Below are 24,875 nucleotides of genomic sequence, written 5' to 3' on the forward strand. Positions count from 1 at the left end.
AAAACCGGAACACTTTTCTCGCCGCAGAATTGCATGATTTAGTATTTTTTACAATATAGAATGGATTAAGCATTATGGCCGATCCGGCTTTTTGCGCCATTTCGCAACCTTCTCTTGGAGTCGGGGACTCAACTCCTGGCAGATGTGACGGAAGGCGGCTTTCGGAAACCCGCCAGAGAAGGCGACTAACACCGCCACAGCCAAAAAATGACGATCAATTCACAAACCTGCCTAGCATCGGCTACTAAATAGTATTATTATACGCCTATTAATGCCGAGAGGGTCCGTCCGGTGAAGAAGCTTACTCCGAGGCTGGCGATGACGTTGGCGCCCATTATCTTTCTGTTAGGATCGCTCGTTGGCGCCCAGGCCGATCCAGCACCAGGGTCCAACCCGATCATCCGGGACAAGTTTACGGCGGACCCGGCCCCCTTGGTTGTGGGAGATACGCTTTATCTTTTCACTGGCCATGACGAGGCTCAGCGCGACGAGATGTTCAACATGCGGGAATGGCTGGTCTACTCCACCAGGGACATGCGTACCTGGACTGACCACGGCCCCATCCTGCAAGTGGCCGACTTCAAATGGGCAAAGAAAGACGCGTGGGCCTCCCAAACCATTTATAAGAATGGGAAATATTGGTTTTACGCTGCGGTGGAGCATGATGACACCCAACCCGGCAAAGCCATTGGCGTCGCCGTGTCCGACAGGCCCACCGGACCGTTCGTCGATGCAAAAGGCTCTGCACTGATCACCAACCAAATGACACCCAAGGGCACCCACAGTTGGGAAGATATCGACCCTACGGTCTTTACCGATCTGGATGGGACAACTTGGATCGCTTGGGGAAACCGTCAATGTTACATCGCCCGATTGAAAGAAAATATGATTGAAATTGACGGACCAATCACTGAAATCACGCCACCCCATTTTGAGGAGGGCCCTTGGTTGCACAAAAGAGGTGATGTATATTACTTGACTTACGCATCCCTTGACCGGTCGACGCACCAAGATGAGCGCGTGTCCTATGCAACGGCGCCGTCGATCGAAGGGCCATGGACTTGGCGCGGAGAATTGACCGGTTCCGGCAAATACAGTTTTACGATCCATCCCGCCATCATAGAGTTCAAGGGAAATTGGTACTTATTTCTGCATAATGCTGCACTGACCATCGGGGACCTGAATGGTGCCCTTGGCCGGCGGTCCGTGACTGTTGAGTATCTGCACTACAACAAAGATGGAACCATGATACCAGTAATCCAAACCAATGCTGGCGTCACGACTGAGCAGCAACCATAGTAATTTTTCCATCTACCGGTGTATACTGTTGGACTAGGGCATTTCTGGATTTTTTTTAATGAATAAGACGGATGTTGACTGTATTTTTTATCAAACAATTCAAATGACGAGGGTTAACAAGTCCACCGAAAGGACTTTTCAACATAGCTCAACATAGGTAAGGGAGAAAATACCATGCCGCCAACGAAGTGGCCTACTATTCTGGCGATGACTTTAGCGTTGAGTCTGGCACCGCCAGCCCCCGCTCAAACTGATAAAATGACGCCCATCGCTATTCCCGACCAACCAAATGCCATTGAGTTGGGAACTGGTTCATTGCCGGGTGCTACAGTGAAGGAGAGCTGGCATAGCCAGTATGGAAGCCTTTTCGCGCGCAACGTCACCATTGCGACGCTTACACCCTTCCTGCCAGATCCGTCTCAGGCAACGGGCGCTGCGGTCATTGTGGCACCTGGCGGGGGATTCCGCACCCTATCCATGAACAATGAAGGTTGGGACGTTGCCAAAGCCCTTGCTGACCAGGGGGTTGCCGCCTTTGTGCTGAAGTACCGTCTCAATCAGACACCAGCGGACATGGGGGCCTTTGAACAATCGATGCGGGATATGTTCTCCGGCGCAGCCCGTCCCTCCCGGTCATCCCCTGACGAGATGATGCCCCTTCTCGAACCACAGATTGCCGATGCGCGTGCGGCCTTTACACTGATCCGGCAGCGGGCCAACCACTGGCGCATTGATCCAGATCGGATCGGAATGGTGGGGTTTTCGGCCGGCGCGATGCTGACCATGGCGATGACACAAAAGGGTGTAGATGCCAAACCCGCCTTCATCGCCAACATCTATGGCCCTGTCGGTGCGATGAAACCACCCGCCGATGCGCCCCCCTTGTTTGTGGCGCTAGCAGCCGATGACCCCCTGTTCGGTAACATGGGGTATGGCTTGATCGATAGTTGGCGCACGGCTGGACACCCAGTCGAATTCCACCTTTATGAACGGGGTGGCCATGGATTTGGCATGTATCATAAGGAAACCACCAGCACCGGCTGGTTTAATGCATTCAGCCGCTGGCTGGCCATGCACGGATACATGAAGCCAAGGGCCTGATGGCTTGAAGCTCTTCCCGTTGCCACCCAAAGCAGTGAGTGACAAGACCGAAGGGGAATCCAGGTCAACCGCCCTCCTGGCCGCATGGTGGCCATATCGTGATTTACCGGTTGATCCGTCAAGCATGTTGCGATTAAATGATATATTATTATATCATTGACTGCGCAAAAGGGACGGTACGATGCGGTTTGAACCGACGATGGTGCGGGAGGACAAGACAGCCCGCCAATTGTTTGAACAGGTGAAAGCCAATCCGGCCCGCGCGAGGTTTGGGTTCGGAAACCGCGTCGCCATCGTGAATGTCGACTTTCAGCAGGCCTATACGCGGCCAGACCTGTTTCCGAGAACGGCCTATGTTACCGATCCGGATCAGATTATCCATGTTAACCGGATCAGCGCTGCCGCGCGCCGGCTGGGCATGCCCGTTATATGGACCCGTGTCGCCTACAAGGCGGATGCCGGTGATGCGGGTGTGTGGGGTACACGTACCAACACACCCGACAGCTTGCAAAACATCAAGGCCGGCAGCGACCGCCATGCTTTTGATCCACGGGTGGAGATAGACTACACGGTGGATCTTGTTTACGACAAACGTATGCCTTCAGCCTTTTTCGAGACACCGCTGCCCAGCTATCTTGTCTGGCACAAGGTCGATACGGTGATCGTGACTGGCGGCAGCACATCGGGCTGCGTTCGCGCAACAGCAGTGGATAGTCTCTCACACGGCTACCGCACGATCATTGCTGAAGAATGCGTGGCAGACAAACATGAAAGTTACCATTTTGCCAACCTGACTGACCTTCTCCTGAAATATGCGGATGTCGTCACTGTGGCAGAGGTAGACACCCATCTGGCCACTCTGGCTGCTTGATCGGAAAGACGGTCCCGATGCACAGCGATCCCAACCTGTACGATTTCTGGCCCTACCGTGATCGCCCCAAAATCACATGGCCTTATAACAAGAAGGTCGCCTTCTGGGTCGCCCCGAATATTGAATTTTATGAACTGGACCCACCCACTAACCCGTCGCGCAAACCTTGGGGGCGGCCGCATCCCGATATCGTCCCCTATTCGGCACGCGACTGGGGCAATCGGGTCGGCCATTGGCGTCTGATGGAAGTGATGGACGAATGCGATATACGCGGCAGCATCAGCCTTTCTGTTGCTATGCTGGACCACCATCCGGAGATTATCCGTGCATGCGTAGACCGCAATTGGGAGTTCTTCAGTCACGGGATCTATAACACACGTTATTCGTACAACATGTCCGAGGCGCAGGAACGCGCGGTGCTGGAAGACAGTATCAGGTCCGTCATGGACGCTACGGGACAACGAATTCGCGGCTATCTGGCCCCAGCCCTAACCCATACTGAACGCACCCTGGATCTTCTGGCGGAGTATGAGTTCTGGTACAGTTGTGACCTATTCCAGGATGACCAACCGCAGCCGTTGAAGGTAAAGGGCGGTAAACGTCTGATCTCGATGCCCTATAGCCTAGAGGTTAACGACGTAATCACCTATGGCATCTACCAGCAAAGCCCACGTGCCTATGCCGATACCCTCATGCGGCATTTCGATCAGCTACTGGAGGAAGGGTCAGAGACGGGTACAGTGATGTGTATTCCACTGCATGCCTATCTGGTCGGCCATCCCCATCGTATTGGGCCGTTCCGAGAGGCGCTGCGCTACATTACCAGCCATCGTCAAGATGTTTGGGTAACGACGGCCAAGGAAATTGCCGAGTTCTACTTGGCCAATCATTACGAACAATCGCTGGCCGATATCGCCCGGCGCGGCAATTTCCGGCCCGGTACTGGCTTCAACCCCGGCCAGCAGGGGGGCCTGTAATGAGCATCCTGCCTGACAGTTATTTGACCTATGCCCGGCGCCACGCCGGTCCCGACCATGACTATTACCCGGCATCGCCCATTGTTGACCGCGCGCCTTTGACCCTACCAAGGGCGGCGTTGCTAGGCCTGTGGGTCGTGGTTCCGCTGGAGTTCTTCCCCCTGAACCCCACCGGGCAGCCCTTCAAGACCCCCGGCGCCATGCAGACCCCTTACCCAGACCTGCGCCACTACACCACCCGTGATTATGGGAACCGCGTCGGAGCCTATCGCTTGCTCAAACTGTTCGGCAAGCTTGGCCTGCGTGCCACCTTCGCGGTGCAAGGTGCCGTGGCAGAGCGGTACCCAGGGCTGGTCCGGGACGTTCTTGCGGATGGGCACAATATCTGTGCCCATGGTTGGGACACGGATAGCCTTCACCATTCCGGACTGTCGGTGGATCAGGAAAATAGCTTCATCACCCGCACCCTGGATGCGCTTCACTCGGTTTCAGGAACCCGACCCGACGGCTGGATAAGTCCAGCGCGGGCAGAAGGGTTCGCGACACCGGCCCGACTGGCAGCCAACTCTATACGTTGGTTTGCCGACTGGGCACATGACGACCTACCCACCACGTTTCAGACACAGGAAGGCATATTGGCGGCTTTGCCTCTGTCAAACGAGTTGGATGACTGGCAGATCCTGATTAACTATACCCGGCCAGAGCAGGAATGGGCCATCCAGGTAAGAGACGCTGCGGACTGGCTACTGGATGAAGCCAAACGGCTCAATAGTCCACGTTTGCTAACCCTGACCTTACGTCCATTTGTCAGCGGCCTGCCCTATCGTATCAAGTTAATAGAGGAGGGTCTGTCTGGCGTGTTAAGGCGTTCGGATGTATCCGTGGTGGGGCCGGACGACCTGCTGAATTTGTTATCGCTGTAACCGAGCACTCGCCAACCGCAACGCACCGCGGGTGGCTTCAAGCAGTGATGGCATTGTTTGCAGCACTCCGCTGTCGGAGAACAGGCGGTGCGTCCGGGTCACCTTTTGCTGGGTGTTACTCACTCAATGAAACGGCGTACCGCATTGTTCACGCTGGAGGAATCTGGGCTTTCCTGATTGTCGTTCTCCACGCCCAGACGCAGCAGCGGAACACGGACCTCCGCCAATGCGCTCAGGACAAAGGGATCGGCGTAGTGTAGGGCAACTGCCCAATTGACCCTAAGAACATACACCTCCCCCCATGACAGCCCCCCAAGCCCAGTTCAGCATGCTCAGTTGATCACCGATGATGGCAAAACGGCTCGGCATCAGCCCCAATAGCACAGAAGCGGCGGATTGCGGATGGTGGCTCTCTGGCTTATCGTTGTGACCGAGTGGAACACCGATGTGGCAGAGTGATCTGACCGACCTTAAAGTCATAAATTGGGGTTGGTTCTACCTGCCAATCATACTGGACAATTATGCCCGCTTTGTCATCGCAGGGGGACTGTGTACGACGACGAGGGGCCAAGACGGCGCCAGGCACCTTGGCCCTGGCGCTGTACGCATCGGGCTGTGATCAGGTCGAGGTCGCCAACCGGTCCCGCGTGTTCAGCAACAATGGCTCATCTTACATCGCCGGCGATCTGGCGGGGGCAATCAGACGGATAGCCGAAGGCAAGGTCCGGAAAACGCAGCAGATAGATGCGTAGCCATGGCGTGAAATGTTCCGGCCACTGAGCAACTTCACGCTGTAAGTCGTTAATTCTGACCCAGCGGGTCGCTGCCACCTCCTGAGGATCAGGGCGCAGCACCATTTGGTTACGGTCAACCGATGCGCTGAATAACGTTACGCGTTCATGTTCACGCAGCCCTCCGCCAACATCAGCCTCATAGTCGACCGTCAGATGGCGATTCAGCGGCAGGGTGACGCCAAGCTCCTCCGTCAATCGTCGGGTAGCACACGCCTCAACTGTCTCCCGCCAATGCGGATGGCTACAGCAGGTGTTCGCCCACAGGCCTCCGCAATGGTATTTGCCCGAAGCCCGCCTCTGAAGCAGGACCCAGTCACCGTCAAAAACAAACACCGAGATGGCGAGATGCAACTGACCTGTGATGTGGGCGTGCAACTTTTCTATTGGAAACAGGGAGCCGTCTGCGGCCACCGCAGGAATGACCATCGGCCTCTCGATCATTCCCATGGCCGCCTCTCTCTTCTTTCGTTAGGCAACACGCCGGGCCAGCGCACATTGCGACCACAGCGACGACAGGGCGTCAGCCAAGTGACGTATGTCGGCATCGGTGTGAAGCGGCGTCGGCGTGATCCGTAAACGTTCTGTTCCGACCGGCACAGTTGGATAGTTGATGGGCTGGACATAAATACCAAACTGATCCAGCAATATATCGGATATCCATTTGCATTTGGAGGCATTTCCTACCATTACGGGCACAATATGGCTTGGATTGTGCATATGGGGAATGCCGCGGGCGTCCAGCGCTTGGCGAACTTTTGCGACGGTTGCTTGATGGCGCGTGCGCTCGATCTGGCTGTCCTTCAGATGGCGAATGGCAACGGTTGCCCCGGCGGCTAAGGCGGGCGGCAACGCCGTGGTGAAGATAAAGCCAGACGCAAATGAGCGGACAAAGTCCACAAGAACCGTAGAACCTGTGATGTAACCACCCATACAACCATAGGCCTTGCCGAGTGTGCCTTCGATGACCGTGATCCGGTCCATCAACCCTTCTCGTTCAGCGACACCACCACCGCGCGGACCATACATACCGACAGCATGCACCTCATCGATATAGGTAATGGCACCGAACTCATCAGCAACATCACAGATCTCACGGATCGGCGCGATATCGCCATCCATGGAATAGACCGATTCAAAAGCGACCATCTTTGGCCGTTTCGGGTCATCGGCGGCCATCAGATTCCGCAGGTGCTGGTAGTCATTGTGCCGGAAAACCCGACGCTCGCAACCAGAATGGCGAATACCTTCGATCATGGAAGCGTGGTTCAGAGCATCGGAGTAAACAATAATCCCTGGAATACGTGAGAGCAGCGTACCAAGTGCTGCCCAGTTGGAGACATAGCCGGAAGTAAAGATCAGAGCGGCTTCCTTGCCATGCAAATCAGCCAGCTCCTTCTCCAGTTGTACATGGTAGTGATTTGTACCTGAGATATTTCGGGTGCCGCCTGCACCGGCACCACATTTGCTGATGATCTCGGTCATCCGCGATGTCACTTTAGGGTGTTGCCCCATGCCAAGATAGTCATTGGAACACCACACAGTAACCTCCCCAGTCTGACCATCGGCCCGATGGACGGTAGCCCTAGGAAAGGCTGTGCATTGGCGTTCCAGTTCAGCGAATACACGGTAATTGCCAGCATTCTTCAGGTCATCCAATGCCTGTTGCATATGAGCGAAAACGTCCATTTTTGTCCCCTTTCCGTCCCTGTATTCCAGAATTATTGCTGTTTGTCGGGTGCCTGTCGGATAACAACAGGGTGGCTACCATGATCAATACTGTGTTTACCCCCCGTCGGTACCGCCCAACGCCAAAGCGCCGTATCGGAAACGGGAAGAACAAGAACCAGATGTTCAAGGATGGCCAGCGCCATAAAAGTCGCCAGCAGTGAGTGCCCGACGACCGAATGGTCCTGTGTTGCCTCGTTGGCCGCGATAACAAGAAGGACGAACAGCGATACCGCCCCTGCCATCAGTATGTAGAAAAGCGGGGTAAGCCGGTCTGTCCTGAAGTAACTCTTCAGATGCGCGATACGCCGAGGCATTAATTCACTGACCGCATTGGGCGCCCCGAAGAAGATCAGCAGTTTTGCAGAGATCCGCATACCCCACAGCAGGCCGAAAGCCGCAAGCCCGAACAAGTTCGGGCTGTTGGAAAGGGCCACCCAAAGACCTAGACCTGTCACCAGAATGGCAATTTCATGATCGCAGATCGCCTCCCAAGCAGCACGGAACCGGGCGAACCCAACGAGGGCGGGCGGGCACTCACCTGCCCGACCTCCCATGAGGACACCGGTCAGGAAGGCGGCTTCATGCCAAGCCCAGACCAGCAAAGCGCCAAAGAATCCGGCATAAGAACCAAGCGAGGTTGTTTCCTGCGCACCGAACCACATCAGTCCGACCCCGGCGATGCCAAAAAAGGTCATCACCGGCATCACCTGCCGCGGACCCCAACCGCCACGTTCCGTGCGATGGACCACGGCCAGCACAAGCCCGGTTGACAACCACCAAACGATGATGGCGATCAGAACAACGATGACCGGGTGGGCTGTTTCCATGATGCCCTACCACACCGGAAGCAAGCGCGAGGTCGCCGGGATCGCGTTCGCCTTCGCGGGCACCATGTACATTCGCACGAAGTTGCCAGCCGCCGCCGCCGCCCACCAAGCCTTGGTCACCGTCCCCATGAAGCCGCCGCGTTGTTTAGCAGCGTTCATGCGGCGATTGATCCGCTCCATCCGCCGGAACCCCTCGCACAGTGCCGGATTATCCAGATCCAGGACCAATGGAAAACATTGGCGCGAAATCTCCGAGGTCAGCCGGAACACACGCATATCGTAATCGTCAATATCCACGCCCATTGCCGCGTGAAAGGCCGGACGCATGTGATCGCGCACATACATCGTGGTGAAAACTGCCAGCAGGAAGAACTTGATCCAAAATTTGTTGATGCCTTTCAACAACCGCTCATCAGAGCGGATGATCAAGGAAAAGGCCTCACCATGCGAAAACTCGTCGTTACACCATTCCTTGAACCATTTGAAGATCGGGTGGAACCGACGGTCAGGGTTCCTCTCCAGATGACGAAAGATGGTGATGTATCGGGCATAACCAATCTTCTCAGATAGGTAAGTAGCGTAATAAATAAACTTTGGCTTGAAATATGTGTATTTCTTTGCCTTAGCCAAGAACCCCATGTTAACGCCGATTCCGAAATCCTTAAGCGCGTCATTGATGAAGCTGGCATGGCGAGACTCATCCCGGCTCATATAACCGAAGAGCTCGCAGATCTCTTTGTTAGTACCGCGGCGCTTCATTTCTTTGTAAAGCACGCAACCGGAAAACTCAGAGGTCAGCGAGGAAACCAGAAAGTCTGTCAGTTCCTCGCGTAGAGCTGGGTCAAGGTCATCAATGTTGATCGAATCCCAGTCGGCATTGCGGCGGAAATGCCCCTTATTGGGATCGCTGCGCATCTGCGCAATCAAGGCGTCCCATTCTGCCCGCACCGGCTCCACATTGATCCGATCCATCTCCTCGAAATCGGTGGTATAGAAGCGCGGCGCCAGCATCGTGGAAACGAGTGCGCTGCGCGTCGTGTCATTGACCGCCGCTAATTTATCCTCAATCGATGGTTCATGATCATGGAGATCGGCCTTCAATGCTTGCTTGCTCATGACAGCGCCCTCTCCGTGAAGTTGAATTCGCACAATTCCAGCATTTCCAAGTCACCTGTCGCTCTTATCCAGGCACGCTCCAGCGCACCAGCGCGGGTGATGGTCGCCTGGCGACGGAAACTTTGGCTTTCCCCATAAGGGACCTGCACCGGCGCTCCGTGCACCAGTACCTCGTCACCGGGATGGATGATAACTCCATTGTCGAAGCGCAGATGCGCCCCCAGCGCCTCGAAAGTATTGTTGATTTCAACGGTGCAGTTGATCGTCTCGCGTCGCCGCATCAGTGCAAACAACGGGTTCATGGTTGGCCTCCCCCTTGCGGGCCGAGCAAGGCGGCAAACGCCGCCGCATTGTCACGCCCAAAAGCATCGAGGTAAACGCGCTCACCAGTCGCTGTATCAGACAGACTGACCCGACCAGACTCCCAGCGGATCAACCGGTAGGCGGCATCTTTGGGCGCGGAAGCAACATCGCGCATCCGCTCGAACGCCCGCAACGACCCGCGCACAAAACCACCTTCATTCGCCGGATAGGCGACGATGACGGCCCCGGTGGTCGCGTCGGTCACCACAACCTGATCCCCGGCAGCGCGTGTAATGGTGATGTCACGAACAGCCAGGGGCCGGCTCGCCTCTTCCCGCACGACACCAATCCCCGTTTCCTGCCCAAATAGCACGGCGACAGTCGCAAAGGTGAGAAGCCCACCAGTGGCTAGAAGAATCCCGGCAGGGAACCGGTTGATCGTCCGCCGTTTCCGACTGTCGAAGTAACCCAGGCTAAGCGCGGACCGCATTTTTGCCCTCCTATTCGGCATCAATGGCGTGCGGGACCACATCGGCAGCATCGGCGGCGACCAGAAGACGTGGATGGCCTGACCGCCCACTGGCATGGCGGCCATAAGCCAATGTCAGCACCGCCCCAACTGTTTCGGCATCCGGCAGACAAATCAGGCTGGGCTCCGGCGCTGCGAAACGCCATCCCCGCACATGCGGCCATTGCACCAACCAAGACAATCGGTGGCCCTTACGCAGTGCAATGGCGATCGTTCCAGCCTTGCCTGTTAACCGCCCGAGAGCCACCGTATCAATCTGGCTGAAAGGCAGGTTCAAGGTCATCGACAGGGCGACGCCAAAGCGCATAACCACCCGCTCGCTGGTCACAGTGTAAAGCGTCGTCCGTTCAACCGCCCAGGCAAACAGTTCCAGCAGAGCCAGCACAAGCGCCGCCAGACCGATCAGAACAGCGACAGAGAACAGAATGCCACCAATCGGCTGTCCATCAGCCATCCCGGCAGCAGCGGCCCAAAGCGCTAGCACAACGAAGTAAGCGCCAATCCATGTGCCTTTCAGCACATGCTTAACCACCAGTCGCGCGGCGGGCCGACCCTGCCAAAGGATTTCCTCTCCTGCCGGGAGCTTTCCCGGCAGGCCCGGCACTGGCTCGATTTCGTGCTCACGGGCAATGAACTGTTTCACAGCAGCGACTCCTGTCTGTCACTCACCGCATACAGAAGACCAGCCCCGTAATAGGCAGCGATCTTGTCCTCTTCGCGCAGCGTTACCACCCCGTTCTGGGCAGTGACCGGCACATCTGCAAACTGGGCAGCAGTGATCGCGTGGACATACAGTCGGCGCTGATCACGACCGAATGACTGAACAACAACAAAGTTGTTGGGCAGAAGGACCGTACGGGCCGCCTCGCCAGCACCAATGGTCACTTCGTAATAGCGGATCAGGTGTTCAGACCGATCAACCCAGACATCGTTGACCGTGCCAGCTACCTTGCCGTCACAGGCAAGAACTGGCAGGCCGCGCGGATCTGTCTGTCCCTCTGCGATGGCAAAACCCTTGGCGAGGCGCAGAGGGACGATGCGGAGATCGCCATGGGCCGTCATATCGGGATGCTCAGCACGTTCGGCCCAGGAACCGGGTCCGATACCGGCAAGCAAGGGGTTGCCCACCGGCTCGATAGGATAGCCTGGCGCCTTCGCAAAGCGCTTGGCCGACAGCGGTCGCGTATCACGGACAAAGTCCGGAACCTGCTTGGTGCCCTGACCATGAGGCAGAACAAAGGTCTTTTTCGGCGGAATGAACAGGAACGGGTTTTTATTGTACCGCCCCGTCGCATCCTCTTCCAATGGGTAGCCTTCTCGCCGGTCCTCCTGCCGGAGGTACCAGAGAAGGCCGGCGAAAAAGAGCCAGAAGGCGTAGAGCACCATCTGTGCCACATCAAGGCTGCCGCCGAGAGAACCGATCATCTTTGTCCCTCCAGTAATTTGGCACGTATGCCGGCGATCAGCCGGGCATCTCCGCCAAGCCCAAACGCATGTCACCCGTATCGCTTGTCCGATAGCGCAGACCCGTGAGAGGGCCGATCACTGCCAGACAAACGAAGAGGAGTACGATTTCCAGGGCATAGACGGTGATGTACCCAGCAGCCCGGGTCACCATCGCCTCGCCCAAAATGCCATCGAGCGCCAGACTGTTGACGCCATTCTTGATCAAACCGGCCGCCAGAAGGCTACTGCCCATGGCCGTAGACTGGACTGCTCCCCAGGCACCAACCACGATCCCACTTTCCGAGCGTGCCGATAGCGCCATGGCCCCCAACAGTGTCCCGACGGAAAACAGCCCACCTCCCAACCCGACACCGGCCGCGCCGAGGTGGAACAGGCCCTGGATCCCCAATGGTTCCGCCAGGATGATCAATGAGAAGGCGCTGATCCCGATCAGCAGCCCGCGCGCAGCGATACGGTACATCTCTCCGCCGGCATGAAGGCTTTGCGCAGCCCAAGCGAAGCCGGCCACTGCACCCGCTGCCCAGAAACCGGTCAACAGCGTAGTGCGCCCGACCGACATGCCCAGGATTTCGCCGCCATAGGGTTCCAACAGAATGTCCTGCATGGAAAAGGCAGCCGACCCGATCGCAACGGCCAGCAGTAATCGAACGGTACCAGGATCACTGCGATACTCCCCCAGTGCTTGCCAGAAACCGGCCCTTGTGCCGCGCTTCGCAACCATAGCAGGATTGCGAGCCTCCTGTTTCCAGATGGCGACGACGTTCAATGCGATGGTGAGAACCGCTGTGCCCTGGATCACCTGGATCAGCCGCATAGCGGAGAAATCCACTAAGGCCACCGAATAGAAAGCCGAAGCACCAATCATCCCAACCAGCAGCATGACATAGAGCAAGGCCACCACTCGGGGCCGCTTCTCTGCCGGAACAAGATCGCTCGCCAACGCGAGACCTGCCGTCTGTGACATATGCATGCCAAACCCGGCCAGCATAAAGGCAGCGAAAGCGCCCACAGCGCCGGCCCATTCCGGTCCCACGGTCTGCGATTGCAGCAGGAGCAGAGCAAAAGGCATGATGGCCAGCCCCCCGAACTGCAAAAGGCTGCCAAGCCAGACATAGGGAACCCGCCGCCAGCCCAACACCGACCGGTGCGCGTCGGAACGGTAACCGAAGAACAATCGCAAGGGGGCCGCTAGTACAGGTATGGCAATGGCAACAGACACCAGCGTAATCGGTACGCCAAGTTCCACAACCATCACCCGGTTCAAGGTGCCGTTCAACAGCACCAAAACACAACCAACCGAAATCTGGAACAAAGCCAACCGCAGCAGCCGCGACAACGGCAGTTCGACAGACGCCGCATCCGCGAACGGCATGTACCGGGTCCCCAGCTTTTGCCAGAACCCAATAATTCTGCGGTTGGCGGCGCCCACGGTCATGGCCGGAAGACCTCCATCGCCTGCGATTTATAAAACCCGATAGAGACGCGCTCTGTCTGCCCCACCGACCAACCGGCCATATCCGGCCGAGCAATAAGGCTCTCCACCAGGGCAGCGGTATCTACAGGGTATATGGAGGGCGACCGATTGCCGCGTGGAAAGGCACGGCCAGCCGCAAGCATAGTGCGCAAGAACCGCGAACCGGGTGCCAATGTAAAGGCCATCTTGCGGTCTGTGCGCGCTGCTAACTGCTCAAGCACACCGATGGCGTGTGCCGGCTCGTAATGGATCAACACATCCATAGCGATAACGGCGTCGAACCGCCCATGGCGTGTATCAAGCATGTCGCCGCTGTCGAACCTGACGGAACCGACCCGCCCACTGGTTGGGCGAAGCTCGGCTGCGCGCTGGCGCGCGTACTCGACCATTTGAGTGGACAAATCAATGCCCAGGACATCCGCCCCTCGATCCATCAGTTCCAGCGACATCACCCCCGATCCGCATCCCGCATCCAGAATGCGCCAACCGCTCAAGTCCTGGGGCAACAACCCCATAAGGATGCGGCGCATGCAGTCCCGGCCTTTACGGACTGTTGCACGAATGCCGCTGACGGGTTGTTCACCCGTCAGTTTCTTCCATGCGTCGAGGGCGGTACGATCGAAATAATGCTCGATCTCTCCCGTCCGGCGAATGTGGTCGACATGTGTCATGGCGCGACCTCAGTTACTCGAAACCAAGGAAATCAAAGATCTGTCGATCCTTCATCGGCTCAACCAACAGCCCTGGTGTCCCCGCCCAAAGCGTCTCTGCCAGCTTCAGATATTCCTGCTGGATGGCGAGGATCTCCGGGCTGTCGCCCATCTCAAACAAGGTGCTTTTCTTCAGTCGGCTGAGGCGCACCTGATCGCTGTCGGGGATGTGGGCCAGGCGCTTCAGGCCGATGGCGGCGTTGTAGCGGTCAATCTGGTCTGTCTCCCTTGACCGATTGGCGATGACGCCACCTAAGCGCACCTCGTAATTCTTCGACTTGGCCTTGATCGCCGCCACGATGCGGTTCATGGCAAATATGCTGTCGAAATCATTGGCCGCCACGATTACGGCACGTTCAGCATGCTGAAGCGGCGAGGCGAAACCACCGCAGACCACATCACCCAGCACGTCGAAGATCACGACGTCGGTATCGTCCAGCAGGTGATGTTCCTTCAGCAGCTTGACCGTCTGCCCCACCACATAACCACCGCAGCCGGTGCCCGCCGGCGGTCCACCCGCCTCGATGCATTGCACGCCGTTATAGCCCTGGACCATGTAATCCTCGGGCCGCAGCTCCTCGGAATGGAACCCCACCTTCTCCAGCACGTCGATGACGGTGGGGATCAGGCTTTTGGTCAGGGTGAAGGTCGAGTCATGCTTGGGGTCACAGCCGATCTGCAAAACCCGCTTACCCAGCTTGGAGAAGGCAACCGCAAGGTTGGAAGAGGTGGTGGACTTGCCGATGCCCCCCTTGCCATAAACGGCGAAGACCTTGGCTCCATCGATCTCCATGGTCGGGTCGAGATGGACCTGAACACTACCCTCACCGTCGGCGCGTTCGCGCAATGACTGAACGAGACGCGCGTCACGTTCTACTGTCTTGGTATTGATCTGTATGTTCATTCGGCAGCCTCCCTTGCCACGCCTTCCAGACGGTCTTCGAGTTCCTCACCCGCCCGGCGGAGGGCATCGAGAGTCTCTGTGTCCGGCTGCCAGTAATTGCGCTCATGCGCCTCCATCAACCGGGCCGCGACGCGGGCCGTAGAGGCGGGATTAAGGCTCGACAGACGCTGGCGCATCTGGGTGTCGAGCACGAATGTTTCTGTCATCTGTTGATAAACCCAGGGGTCGATGCCACCGGCAGTGGCCGACCAACCCAGAGTATTGGTCACCTGCGCCTCGATCTGGCGAACACCCTCGTACCCGTGCTTCAACATGCCCTCGAACCATTTCGGGTTCAGGGTGCGGGTACGGGTTTCCAGAGCCACCTGCTCACCCAGCGTACGGACCTTGCCCTCGCCCTGTGTCTGGTCGGAGATGAACACCGGCAAAGCGGCATCACCCTTGGCCCGCGACACAGCCTTGGTCAAACCGCCCAGCGTGTCGAAATAATGCTCAATGGTGGTGACGCCGACCTCGACAGAGTCGAGGTTCTGATAGGCCATGTCCACTTCACTGAGGATGGAGTCCAACACAGCCGCCTGATGGCTGGTCTTGCCCTTGTGGTTGATCGCGAAGCTTTTGCGCTTCGTGTAGGTCTCGGCAATTTCTTCATCATCCGTCCAGGAGGAGGAACCGATCAGCATGTTGACATTGGCGCCATACGCCCCGTCTGCGTTGGAGAAGACACGGTATGAAGCCGCCTCAAGCACACAGCCATGGGCCTCGCAATAGGCCAGCGCGTGCTTGCGGATATAGTTCATGGAGACCGGTTCATCGGCGGTCGCAGCAAGGTAACTGGCCTCCGCCAACATCGCCGCCTGAATGGGCAGAAGGTCACGGAAGATGCCCGACAGGGTCATGACGGCATCAATGCGGGGGTGTTTCAGTTCCGCCAGCGGTATCAGCTCCGCTCCACAGACCCGGTTATAGGCATCCAGCCGGGGACGCGCCCCCATCAGGGCCAGGGCCTGCGCCATGGGCGCGCCGCCGGTCTTCAGATTGTCCGTACCCCACAGCACGATGGCCACCGTTTCCGGCAGCCGCCCGTCAATCTGACGATAGCGTTCAAGGATCTTCGCCGCCTGACGCTCCCCATCCTGCATGGCAAAGGCGCTGGGCAGGCCGAACGGGTCAAAGCCATGGATGTTGCGTCCGGTAGGCAGCAGGTCGGGCGTGCGCAGCAGGTCGCCCGACGGTGACGGCATCACAAACCGTCCATCCAGCGCACGGACCAGACCGTCCAGTTCTTCATTATGCAGAAGGCCGACATTCATCGTCGACAGACGGGTGACTGTAGCGCGCCTCGCATCGTCCGCCCCGCGCAGGGCCGCATCAATCGCGCGGCTGTCCTGATCCACGATGGCCGCCATGAGGGCTGTATCACCGCGCAGGAAGGCGGCATCCTCCATGCCGGCAACCACATGACCCAACAGTTCCAGCCGCTCTGCCCGGTCCATGCCCTGGCCCACCACATGCAAGCCATGCGGGATCAAGGCATATTCCAGCTCCATCATCTGCTGCATCAGATACTGCACGGCCTGTGCCTCGTCGGCATCCGGCGGTGCGGGGCTGAGGTCCAGCTGCTCGGCCTGCACGCGGATCAGCGCCATCATCCGCCCGCGCTCGGCCGTAGCCTCCGGCGGGGTGGCGCGATAACTGTCAAGGCCGGCCTTCAACTCACTCAAGCCCTTATATAGCCCGGCCTGTGTAATGGGCGGGGTCAGATAGGACACCAGGGTGGCCGCCGAACGCCGTTTGGCGATAGAACCTTCAGACGGATTATTGGCCGCATACAGGTAAAAATTCGGCAGGGCGCCGAGGATACGGTCAGGCCAACAGGTGGCTGACAGGCCCGTCTGTTTGCCTGGCATGAATTCCAGCGCCCCGTGCGTGCCGAAATGCAGCACGGCATCGGCGCGGAATGTTTCACGCAGGTAGGTGTAGTAGGCGGCGAAGGCATGGTTTGGGGCAAAACCGCCCTCAAACAGCAGGCGCATTGGGTCGCCCTCATACCCGAATGAGGGTTGCAGACCGACCAGCAGATTGCCGAACTGCCGACCCAACACGAAGATGCCGCGTCCATTGCTCAGGATGCGGCCTGGTGCAGCGCCCCATTGCGCCTCAATATCGGCCAGATGCCGTTCGCGCCGAACATGCTGATCCGCCGAGACCACGGCATGGACATTCGCCTCCGTCCCATGGAAGCCGGCGTTACCCTCCAGCAGCATGGTACGCAGCGTGTCGACGCTGTCGGGAACATCGACATCATACCCTTCTGCCGCCAGCCGTTTCATAGTGGCGTGCAGGCTTTCAAAGACAGCAAGGAAAGCGGCGGTACCGATGCTGCCGCTGTTGGGCGGATAGTTGAACAGGGTGACGGCAATACGCCGCTCGCGGCGCTGCTTGCGGCGCAGATCGACCATCGCCGCCAACCGGTCAGCCAGAAGCTCCACCCGCTCCTCATCCGGTTGCATGCAGGCGCGGTTGGCGGGGCATTCACCCAACTGCCGGGCGCAGGTACAGGGCTTGGCTTTGGCCCCACCTTCTGACCGACCACCGATGACCATGGCGCCAATGGCCCCATCCAGTTCCGGGATCGCTACCATCAAGGTAGTTTCAATCGGCGTCAGGCCCTGTCCGGACTTCTGCCAGCCTTCCTTCGACTGGAATTCCGTCACGAAGGCCGACAGGTAGGGCACGTCCAGTTTGCCCAGCGTCCGGGCCGCAGCGGTGCTGTCGCTGTAAGCGGGGCCGCCGACCAGCGAGAACCCGGTCAGCGAGCAAAGCGCGTCGATGGCCACACCGCCACCGTCAACCTGCATAAAGCGTTCAACCGCCGACCGCATGTCCAGGCCGGAACAGAAGGCCGGCACCACGCGGTAGCCGCGCCCCTCCAATGCTGCGATCACCCGGTCATAATGGGCCGTGTCACCAGACAGGATATAGGTGCGCATCAACAGCAGGCCGATGGTGCCACGCGGCGATGGGACGGTGGGCAGCGTCCACAGTTGCGTTGTGACACGCGGGTTTAGGCGCGGATGATAAAGGCCGACATCGGGATATTCGACCGGATCGCCAACCGTGACCTTCGTCTGCAGACCCTTGCGGTCACCGCGCGCATATTTGGCGACCAGCAGACGCACCATGTTGGCCACATTGTCTTCCGACGCGGCGATGCGATACTGCAAGGTCAGGAAGTAGTTGCGCACATCCTGGGCCGTGCCGGGGATAAAGCGCAGCAGCTTGGGCAGGCGGCGCAGCATGGCCAATTGCCGTTCGCCCGCCGATTTGCCGCTGTCCCGGCCGCCACGCGAACTGGATCCGCGCAGCTTTTTCAGTAGCGCCAAGGGGCCCTTCTGCTCATCGCTCATGCGGAAACGGCCCATGGTCGTGTATTTCATGACCGTTCCGGCGGACATACAGCAGACCATGGCGTCGCAAGCGCGATGACGGGCCTCCAGCACGTCGGCAATGGCCTTCACATGCTCTTCAACGAAGATCATCGAGACGATGATAATGTCACCGGCCAGGATATCCGACCGGCAAGCCGCCAGCCGACCCGCATTCTCCGCCCAATCGGTGGCAGCATGGACCGTCAGAACCAGACCCGGCAATTCGCGTGTAAGCGCAATACGGGCTGCGTCCACTGCTGCCACAATGTGATTATCCAATGTGACCAGCACCACCCGGACCGGGGTGCTGTCAGCGGGCGAAATGGGCTTTCGCGTCATACAGCGTCTCCACGGTTATCGGATGGATCCCCTTGCCCCGGGCAAAGAGTTCGGTGTTGCGCCGGGCTTTGCCCCGGACAAAGAACGGGATCTTCTGCAGCTCCCTCTCCGCCTCCAACGTCCAGGCCGCAACCACGCCTGCCGGGGCCGCCGCTACGCTGACCGCAGGGTCGGCGGCGGCCGGAACCGGAGCCGGTATGGCAACAGGGGCATGGGGATGCAGGTGAGAGGCGGACGCCCCGTCGTTAAACTCAAAATCGTCGCGGAACATCTGCAAAAGATGCTCCTCCAAACCCATCATCAAGGGATGGACCCAACTGTCAAAAATGACATTCGCCCCTTCGTTCCCCATTTGTGGCGAGTAACGGGCGGGGAAGTCCTGCACGTGCGTGGGCGCAGAAATCACGGCACAAGGAACGCGCAGGCGCTTTGCAATATGGCGTTCCATCTGGGTGCCCAGCACCAGTTCGGGCCGGGCGGCGACAATCGCAGCCTCGACATCCAGATGGTCGTCGCTGATCAGCGCCTCCACCCCATACTTGGCGGCCGCCTCACGCACATCGCGGGCGAACTCACGCATGTAGGTGCCAAGGCCACAGACGCGGAAGCCCAGTTCCTCCGACGCGATGCGGGCGGCGGCGATCGCATGGGTCGCATCGCCGAATATGAAGACCCGCTTGTTGGTCAGATAGTTACTGTCGATGGAACGGCTGTACCAGGTCAGGCGATCACGGCCTGGGGTCTCCCGGGCGGGCAGACCGGCCTGGGCCCGCACCTCTGCCAGGAACTGCTGCGTAGCGCCCACGCCGATAGGAACGGTGGAGATGAAGGGCATGCCATGCGCCGTCTTCAGCCACCGCGCCGTGATGTCAGCGATTTCCGGATACAGCACGATGTTGAACGCCGCCTCCGGCAGGCGGGCCAGATCGGCGGGTGTGGCACCCAACGGGGCCACGACGCGTACGTCCAACCCCTCGTCTGTCAGCAGCTTGACAATCTCTGTCACGTCGTCGCGGCAACGGAAGCCGAGCGAGGTCGGACCTAGAATGTTGCAACTATTTGCCGGGATGTTCTCGGGCCGTGGATTCCGACCCACGAAGGCACGGACCAGACGGTAGAAGGTCTCCGACGCCCCCCAGTTTTCCTTCTTCTGATATGAAGGCAGTTCCAACGGCACCACCGGTACCGGCACATCTAAAGTGCGGGCCAACCCGCCCGGATCATCCTGCAACAGCTCTGCTGTACAGGATGCCCCAACCAACAGGGCGTCAGGCTTGAAACGCTCAACGGCGTCACGGCATGCCTGTTTGAATATATCCGCTGTCGACCCGGCAAGATCGCGGGCCTGGAAGGTCGTATAAGTGACAGGCGGACGTGACTGCCGCCGTTCAATCATAGTGAACAGGAGGTCGGCGTAAGTGTCACCTTGTGGTGCGTGCAGCACATAATGAACACCGGTCATTGAGGCGGCGATGCGCATGGCGCCAACATGGGGGGGGCCTTCATAGGTCCACATAGACAGTTTCATCGCACGGCCCCCCGGCGATCAGTGCCGTTACTCAGGATCGCATTGCGCATCAAAGGGCGGGCGAACAGTTCTGCCAGATCACCGGCCTGTTCAAAGCCCTGAATAGGGGTGAAACTGAATTCAATGGACCATTTGCTGACGCGCCCCTCCGCCTCAAACGGATTGGCAAGACCAAGGCCGCAGACAATCAGATCAGGATTGGCGGCCCTGCAGCGGTCGATCTGCTGGTCCACATCCTGACCCTCGGAAAGGGTAACGCCCGCCGGTAGCAGCGCCAACTCTGCCGCCACATGTTCGCGATGCAAATAAGGGCTGCCCACTTCCACCAATTCTGAACCCATCTCCCGCGATAGAAAACGCGCCAGCGATGGTTCCATCTGGGAATCGGGGAAGAAAAAGACGCTGCGACCTTCCAACCATGGCCGATAATGGGCCATAGCTTCAGCAGCACGGCGGCGCGGCTGGGTAATCACAGTATCAAACAGCGTCATATCGACACCGAAAGCCGTGCATATGGCGCGCAACCAGGCACTGGTGCCTTCGGCCCCCAGTGGAAAGATCGCGTCGATACGACGGGCTCCCCGGGCTTCTAGCGCCGTCGCAGCAGCACCGAGATAGGGCTGGGCTAAGATGAACCTGGTCTCCGGCCCCACCGTGAGTCCGTTGATAGCGTCGCGGCCTGGCAAGAAAACGACACCCGAAAGGCCTAGTTCGGCAAAGAGGCGTGAGAACTGATCTTCAACAACGTCGGCCAGACAACCCAGCACCACCAGCTTGGCAGCAGCGCCGGATGATCGGCTGGACGCTTTGTCGGCGATCAGCGCAGCCAGGAAGTTATCCTCACCTTGGGTGAAGGTTGTCTCAATCCCGCTTCCGGAATAGGCGATGACGCGGTGTCTGGGGGCATGCGCTGCATTAAGCCTTGCCGCCGCCTTTGACAGGTCAAGCTTAATGACTTCTGACGGACATGATCCGACCAGGACCAGCATGCGGATATCAGGCCGCCGCTCCAGTAGACGGGCGACAACTGCATCCAACTCATCATGCATATCGGCCATCCCGGCCAGATCACGTTCTTCCATGATGGCGGTGGCAAAGCGCGGCTCGGAAAAAATCATCACGCCTGCGGCCGATTGCAGCAGATGCGCGCAAGTCCGCGACCCGACAACCAGGAAAAAAGCATCCTGTACCTTGCGGTGTAACCAGATGATGGAGGTGAGGCCGCAAAACACCTCATGCTGGCCACGCTGAAGGATGGGGGCGGGTTCAGCGCAAGCGGTACGTTGGGGCAGGCTCATGATACCCTCCCCGCAGCCGACAGGACTGTCTCGATGTCATTGGTCTCACCCGCGCGCCGGGCCGCATCCAGCCGAGCCATACGTAGTTTCCAGAGAAACTGCCCCGCGTTGACGATGTAAGTGGCGTATGCGGCCAGCGCCAACAGCATCAAGCCAGTTGCAGCAAGTGTCGCGAACCAAAGGGCCACCAGGTAGGCGGTGTGCAAGGCCAATACGAGCATGGAGAAGACATCTTCCCAGAAGAAGGGCCGGGCAAAGAGGTAAACGCCGAAGACTTCCTTCTCCCAAATCGACCCGGTGATCATGATCGCATACAGGGTGAGCGTCTTGATCACCACGGATGCCTGCGCCATGGCCAAGCCTTCGCCCGTGGAGAGATACCGTACGATCAAACCCAGGCTGACCAGGAACACCAGAAACTGAACTGGCGCCAACACACCTTGGACCAAGGTCCATCCGCTCGCGTCACGGCGACGCCGCTCCTCGTCGGTGTAGAGCGCAGGGCCCGAATGCGGTTGTTGGATCTTGCCGACCACGCTCTCTCCTCCTCCCCAACACTGTTCCGCGGGGACTATCGGGATGGGTAAGAGTACCCACCGAAACGAAAGAGTGTCAACCTAAGTTGACGTAAATTTCGATTTACAATGTTCGTCAAGCCCGCCATTCTGGGGTTGTTCGCCACCGTGCTGATCGCCTGAACCACGACCGCACCTTGCGCTGCGCAATCTCTGGGTCAAAAGGGGGGCGTCTTCGCGTGAGTAGATGGCCAGAATATTGACCGACACAGACAGCCACTATAATCAGCGCACCGCCCTGCGGGCCGATGGGCCATCTGGCAGTGTATCGCTTGCCCAACACAGCGAGGCAGGGTACCTACCGTGCAGCGAACGGGAAGGGCTCCGCCGCATCATCCAAAGGACCGTTATGCCAATGACGGCCGAGAAGCTGGCGACGCGATATGAGATCGGGCTGGAGCATGATCGTCGCTACGATGCTGCCCTGGACGCCTTCTGCACGCAGGTCGTCCAGCCAGGAATGCGGGCAGCAGCGCTACTGGAACTGATGCGCCGCGCAATACCGGTCAGTCAGCCTGATATTGTCTTTGTCCTTTTCATAGAGGCGGCAGCCCGGCAACTCGGCCGGAAATGGATTGATGATGATTGTGATTTCGTCGATATCACCATCGGCACGGCCCGACTTCAGGAGATTATCAGGCTTTTGTCCTTCCAGTTCCGAGGGCGAACGGCCCGGACCTGGGTTCCTTTTGTGGTACTGCTGACACCTGTTGGTGAACAGCATACATTGGCCCAACATATTCTGGGACTGCTGTTCGACGCGATGGGCTGGTCCAGTCAGATCCTAGAGGGAAAAGATCTGCAGGGTGCGGGGTTGAAGTCAGCGGTCCGCCGGGCCGATATGATCTGCATTGGATGGAGCACCCAGCGCCTGAAGCAGGAATTCGCTGACCTTGTTGGCCTCATACGATCAGCCGCACCCGCTTCACGGACGCCAATTGTCGCAGGAGGCAGCGCTGCATTAGAGTTTGTTGATTTTCTCGTGGCTTTGGGGATTGACTGCATTTGCGACAGTGTCTACTCCGCGTCCAGGATTTGCGAGAAATTTTATGAGTTGGAAACTCTCGGCCATAAGGCACAAGCGTCTGGCCAACAGGTCATCGTCAGTGGTGGTCGACCTGATTGGCAATTACGATGAAGCCCGTTAACGGTAAGTCCGCCATGATCGGTGCCGAGATTGCCGTCAGCCTGCTGAAATCGCTGGATACCGAATCGCTTGTCTCCCTGATCTGCCTTGGTGCTGATCTAGTGCTGCTGGTGGACAAGGAACACAAAGTTGTGCGCGTTGCCTTCACGGATCCGGAAATTGGCGCCTATGGGATATCCAAGGGCGTCGGACGCCGTCTTCAGGATCTGGTGACAATCGAATCTGTGGCCAAAATCGATGCGATGCTGTCGGGCCGCAACAGCGTGCGGCATGCTCGCGGGTACCAGGTCAACCATGGCTGCGAGGGTAAGCCGGACCTGCCAGTCCTTTATACGTCCTACACAGCAGAGGGTTTCCCCTACACACTCGTGATCGGCCGAGAGTTGCGCCAGCAGATGCAGGACCAGCAGCGATTGGTGGAAACACAGATGGAACTGGAAGCCGATTATCGGGAACTTCAGGAAGCTGAAGCCCGTTATCGCACAGCATTTCGTGTGTCCACCATTGCACATATCATGCTGGATGGTGAGCGTAAGACTGTTCTGGATGCCAATGCCGCCGCCATCAGCCTGATAGGCGGTGGCGTTACCGGCATTGTAGGTAAACCGTTCCGCGATCTGTTCCGTAAGCTCGACAGGGACGCGCTGAGCGATGCTATCGGCGAAGCCCGCCACAGCGCAGGGCCTGTTCGGTTGGATTCGGTAAGGACAGTGAAAGGTGAGCCTGTTTCACTCAACCTCCGTTCCTATCGCGAGAATGGCGTTACCAACCTGATCATCTCCGCCTGGCAGAGCGGGGATGCCCAGGAAGCGCGGCGTCAGTTGGCGGAAAAGCGCCACGAACGGCCTGTCGACCTCTCCGATGTGCCGGAACCCGCTGTTCAAACCAACGATCAGGGGCAGATCATCGGGGCCAATGCCCTGTTCCTTGATCTGGCCCAGGCCCCATCCACAGCCCAAGTCCTCGGCCGCAATCTGGGAACTTGGTTCTCCAAAACATCACTCGACCTGCATGTTTTCTATTCACGACTGGCGGAAGAACAGGTTGTACGCGGGTTCGCAACGACCCTGACGGACAATCTCTCCGGGGACCGTCCTGTGCTGGTGTCCGCCCGCCGCAACCCTGAGACCAGCCTCACCCAGGTAATCTTTGTTCCGCAGCCTGTCATCTCAGAGCGCTTGGCCATTCCTGCCCCTGGCGCTCCTGAACAGGCCGACGGGTTTGCCCATTTGGTTGGTCGTGTTCCGCTTAAGGATCTGGTGCGCGAGTCGTTGGAAGTGATCGAGAAAATCTGCATTGAGGCTGCGTTGGACCAGACCAACAACAACCGCGCATCGGCAGCGGAGATGTTGGGCCTGTCACGGCAGAGCCTGTACATCAAGCTGCGCCGACACGGTCTGGAAGATTATCGGCCGTCGTCCAACTGAGAAATTACCAATCTGCCGTCGATAATGTCCACCCCGCGGACCGTGGCGGCGGTGTGTGCGCCTGGCTGCGCCATGAGATTGGTGTCACGCGCTGCATGTAAAAGTGT

General features: G+C 58.4%; 23 protein-coding genes. 7 read left to right on the top strand and 16 right to left on the bottom strand.

What is annotated here, in order from left to right:
- The first annotated feature begins 291 nt into the window (after window positions 1-291).
- The 5 genes from CHU95_RS11215 to CHU95_RS11235 all read left to right on the top strand — a co-directional run bounded on the left by CHU95_RS11215 (window position 292) and on the right by CHU95_RS11235 (window position 5,171).
- The gene (locus CHU95_RS11215; RefSeq protein WP_207762453.1) at window positions 292-1,299 is read left to right on the top strand and encodes a glycoside hydrolase family 43 protein; all 1,008 of its coding nucleotides are present in this window, start codon (window positions 292-294) and stop codon (window positions 1,297-1,299) included.
- 258 nt (window positions 1,300-1,557) lie between these two features.
- Window positions 1,558-2,400 carry an alpha/beta hydrolase gene (locus tag CHU95_RS11220; protein WP_207762454.1) on the top strand — a complete coding sequence of 281 codons (843 nt, stop codon included), beginning with the start codon at window positions 1,558-1,560 and terminating at the stop codon, window positions 2,398-2,400.
- A 181-nt stretch (window positions 2,401-2,581) separates the two neighbouring features.
- Window positions 2,582-3,271: an isochorismatase family protein gene (locus tag CHU95_RS11225; RefSeq protein ID WP_245838153.1), complete on the top strand. Its 690-nt coding sequence runs from the start codon at window positions 2,582-2,584 to the stop codon at window positions 3,269-3,271.
- 17 nt (window positions 3,272-3,288) lie between these two features.
- On the top strand, window positions 3,289-4,248 hold the full coding sequence (locus CHU95_RS11230; RefSeq protein WP_094456425.1) for a polysaccharide deacetylase family protein: 960 nt from the start codon (window positions 3,289-3,291) through the stop codon (window positions 4,246-4,248).
- Entirely contained in the window at window positions 4,248-5,171 is a 924-nt protein-coding gene (locus CHU95_RS11235) for a polysaccharide deacetylase family protein (RefSeq protein WP_094456426.1), read from the top strand. Before CHU95_RS11230 ends, CHU95_RS11235 begins: the two co-directional genes overlap by 1 nt.
- A gap of 119 nt (window positions 5,172-5,290) precedes the next feature.
- Here the strand turns inward: CHU95_RS11235 and CHU95_RS22430 are convergent, their stop codons facing one another.
- The 16 genes from CHU95_RS22430 to bchF all read right to left on the bottom strand — a co-directional run bounded on the left by CHU95_RS22430 (window position 5,291) and on the right by bchF (window position 22,155).
- The gene (locus tag CHU95_RS22430; RefSeq protein ID WP_165772123.1) at window positions 5,291-5,464 is read right to left on the bottom strand and encodes a hypothetical protein; all 174 of its coding nucleotides are present in this window, start codon (window positions 5,462-5,464) and stop codon (window positions 5,291-5,293) included.
- A gap of 372 nt (window positions 5,465-5,836) precedes the next feature.
- Window positions 5,837-6,412: an isopentenyl-diphosphate delta-isomerase gene (gene idi, locus CHU95_RS11240; RefSeq protein WP_207762455.1), complete on the bottom strand. Its 576-nt coding sequence runs from the start codon at window positions 6,410-6,412 to the stop codon at window positions 5,837-5,839.
- A 21-nt stretch (window positions 6,413-6,433) separates the two neighbouring features.
- On the bottom strand, window positions 6,434-7,651 hold the full coding sequence (gene hemA / locus CHU95_RS11245) for a 5-aminolevulinate synthase (RefSeq protein ID WP_094456427.1): 1,218 nt from the start codon (window positions 7,649-7,651) through the stop codon (window positions 6,434-6,436).
- Between the two features lie 32 nt (window positions 7,652-7,683).
- Window positions 7,684-8,520, bottom strand: coding sequence for a putative photosynthetic complex assembly protein PuhE (gene puhE / locus CHU95_RS11250; protein WP_094456428.1), 837 nt, complete (start codon window positions 8,518-8,520; stop codon window positions 7,684-7,686).
- 6 nt (window positions 8,521-8,526) lie between these two features.
- Window positions 8,527-9,636 (bottom strand): magnesium-protoporphyrin IX monomethyl ester (oxidative) cyclase, encoded by a 1,110-nt coding sequence (gene acsF / locus CHU95_RS11255; RefSeq protein ID WP_094456429.1) that lies wholly within the window; start codon window positions 9,634-9,636, stop codon window positions 8,527-8,529.
- Window positions 9,633-9,938: a hypothetical protein gene (locus CHU95_RS11260; protein ID WP_094456430.1), complete on the bottom strand. Its 306-nt coding sequence runs from the start codon at window positions 9,936-9,938 to the stop codon at window positions 9,633-9,635. Before CHU95_RS11260 ends, acsF begins: the two co-directional genes overlap by 4 nt.
- A complete protein-coding gene (puhC, locus tag CHU95_RS11265) occupies window positions 9,935-10,429 on the bottom strand; it encodes a photosynthetic complex assembly protein PuhC (protein ID WP_094456431.1) in 495 nt (164 codons plus the stop codon). Before puhC ends, CHU95_RS11260 begins: the two co-directional genes overlap by 4 nt.
- 10 nt (window positions 10,430-10,439) lie before the next feature.
- Complete coding sequence (gene puhB / locus CHU95_RS11270; protein WP_094456432.1) at window positions 10,440-11,111, bottom strand: photosynthetic complex putative assembly protein PuhB; 672 nt, start codon at window positions 11,109-11,111, stop codon at window positions 10,440-10,442.
- Entirely contained in the window at window positions 11,108-11,893 is a 786-nt protein-coding gene (gene puhA / locus CHU95_RS11275) for a photosynthetic reaction center subunit H (RefSeq protein ID WP_094456433.1), read from the bottom strand. Before puhA ends, puhB begins: the two co-directional genes overlap by 4 nt.
- Window positions 11,894-11,930: 37 nt before the next feature.
- Window positions 11,931-13,370, bottom strand: a complete 1,440-nt coding sequence (locus CHU95_RS11280) for a BCD family MFS transporter (RefSeq protein ID WP_094456434.1) — start codon at window positions 13,368-13,370, stop codon at window positions 11,931-11,933.
- Window positions 13,367-14,080, bottom strand: coding sequence for a magnesium protoporphyrin IX methyltransferase (bchM, locus tag CHU95_RS11285; RefSeq protein ID WP_094456435.1), 714 nt, complete (start codon window positions 14,078-14,080; stop codon window positions 13,367-13,369). Before bchM ends, CHU95_RS11280 begins: the two co-directional genes overlap by 4 nt.
- A 13-nt stretch (window positions 14,081-14,093) precedes the next feature.
- Complete coding sequence (gene bchL, locus CHU95_RS11290) at window positions 14,094-14,912, bottom strand: ferredoxin:protochlorophyllide reductase (ATP-dependent) iron-sulfur ATP-binding protein (RefSeq protein WP_245838158.1); 819 nt, start codon at window positions 14,910-14,912, stop codon at window positions 14,094-14,096.
- A 107-nt stretch (window positions 14,913-15,019) separates the two neighbouring features.
- On the bottom strand, window positions 15,020-18,793 hold the full coding sequence (locus CHU95_RS11295; protein WP_094456437.1) for a magnesium chelatase subunit H: 3,774 nt from the start codon (window positions 18,791-18,793) through the stop codon (window positions 15,020-15,022).
- Window positions 18,765-20,321, bottom strand: coding sequence for a ferredoxin:protochlorophyllide reductase (ATP-dependent) subunit B (gene bchB / locus CHU95_RS11300; RefSeq protein WP_094456438.1), 1,557 nt, complete (start codon window positions 20,319-20,321; stop codon window positions 18,765-18,767). Before bchB ends, CHU95_RS11295 begins: the two co-directional genes overlap by 29 nt.
- Window positions 20,318-21,619 (bottom strand): ferredoxin:protochlorophyllide reductase (ATP-dependent) subunit N, encoded by a 1,302-nt coding sequence (locus CHU95_RS11305; RefSeq protein ID WP_094456439.1) that lies wholly within the window; start codon window positions 21,617-21,619, stop codon window positions 20,318-20,320. Before CHU95_RS11305 ends, bchB begins: the two co-directional genes overlap by 4 nt.
- Window positions 21,616-22,155 carry a 2-vinyl bacteriochlorophyllide hydratase gene (gene bchF / locus CHU95_RS11310; protein ID WP_094456440.1) on the bottom strand — a complete coding sequence of 180 codons (540 nt, stop codon included), beginning with the start codon at window positions 22,153-22,155 and terminating at the stop codon, window positions 21,616-21,618. The genes CHU95_RS11305 and bchF overlap by 4 nt, the downstream gene beginning before the upstream one ends.
- A 394-nt stretch (window positions 22,156-22,549) precedes the next feature.
- Between bchF and CHU95_RS11315 the strand changes: the two genes are divergently transcribed.
- The gene (locus tag CHU95_RS11315; RefSeq protein ID WP_133065508.1) at window positions 22,550-23,332 is read left to right on the top strand and encodes a cobalamin B12-binding domain-containing protein; all 783 of its coding nucleotides are present in this window, start codon (window positions 22,550-22,552) and stop codon (window positions 23,330-23,332) included.
- The gene (gene ppsR / locus CHU95_RS11320; protein ID WP_094456442.1) at window positions 23,329-24,768 is read left to right on the top strand and encodes a transcriptional regulator PpsR; all 1,440 of its coding nucleotides are present in this window, start codon (window positions 23,329-23,331) and stop codon (window positions 24,766-24,768) included. Before CHU95_RS11315 ends, ppsR begins: the two co-directional genes overlap by 4 nt.
- Window positions 24,769-24,875 lie beyond the last annotated feature (107 nt).

This window comes from Niveispirillum lacus, assembly GCF_002251795.1.
GTDB classification, from domain to species: Bacteria; Pseudomonadota; Alphaproteobacteria; order Azospirillales; family Azospirillaceae; genus Niveispirillum; species Niveispirillum lacus.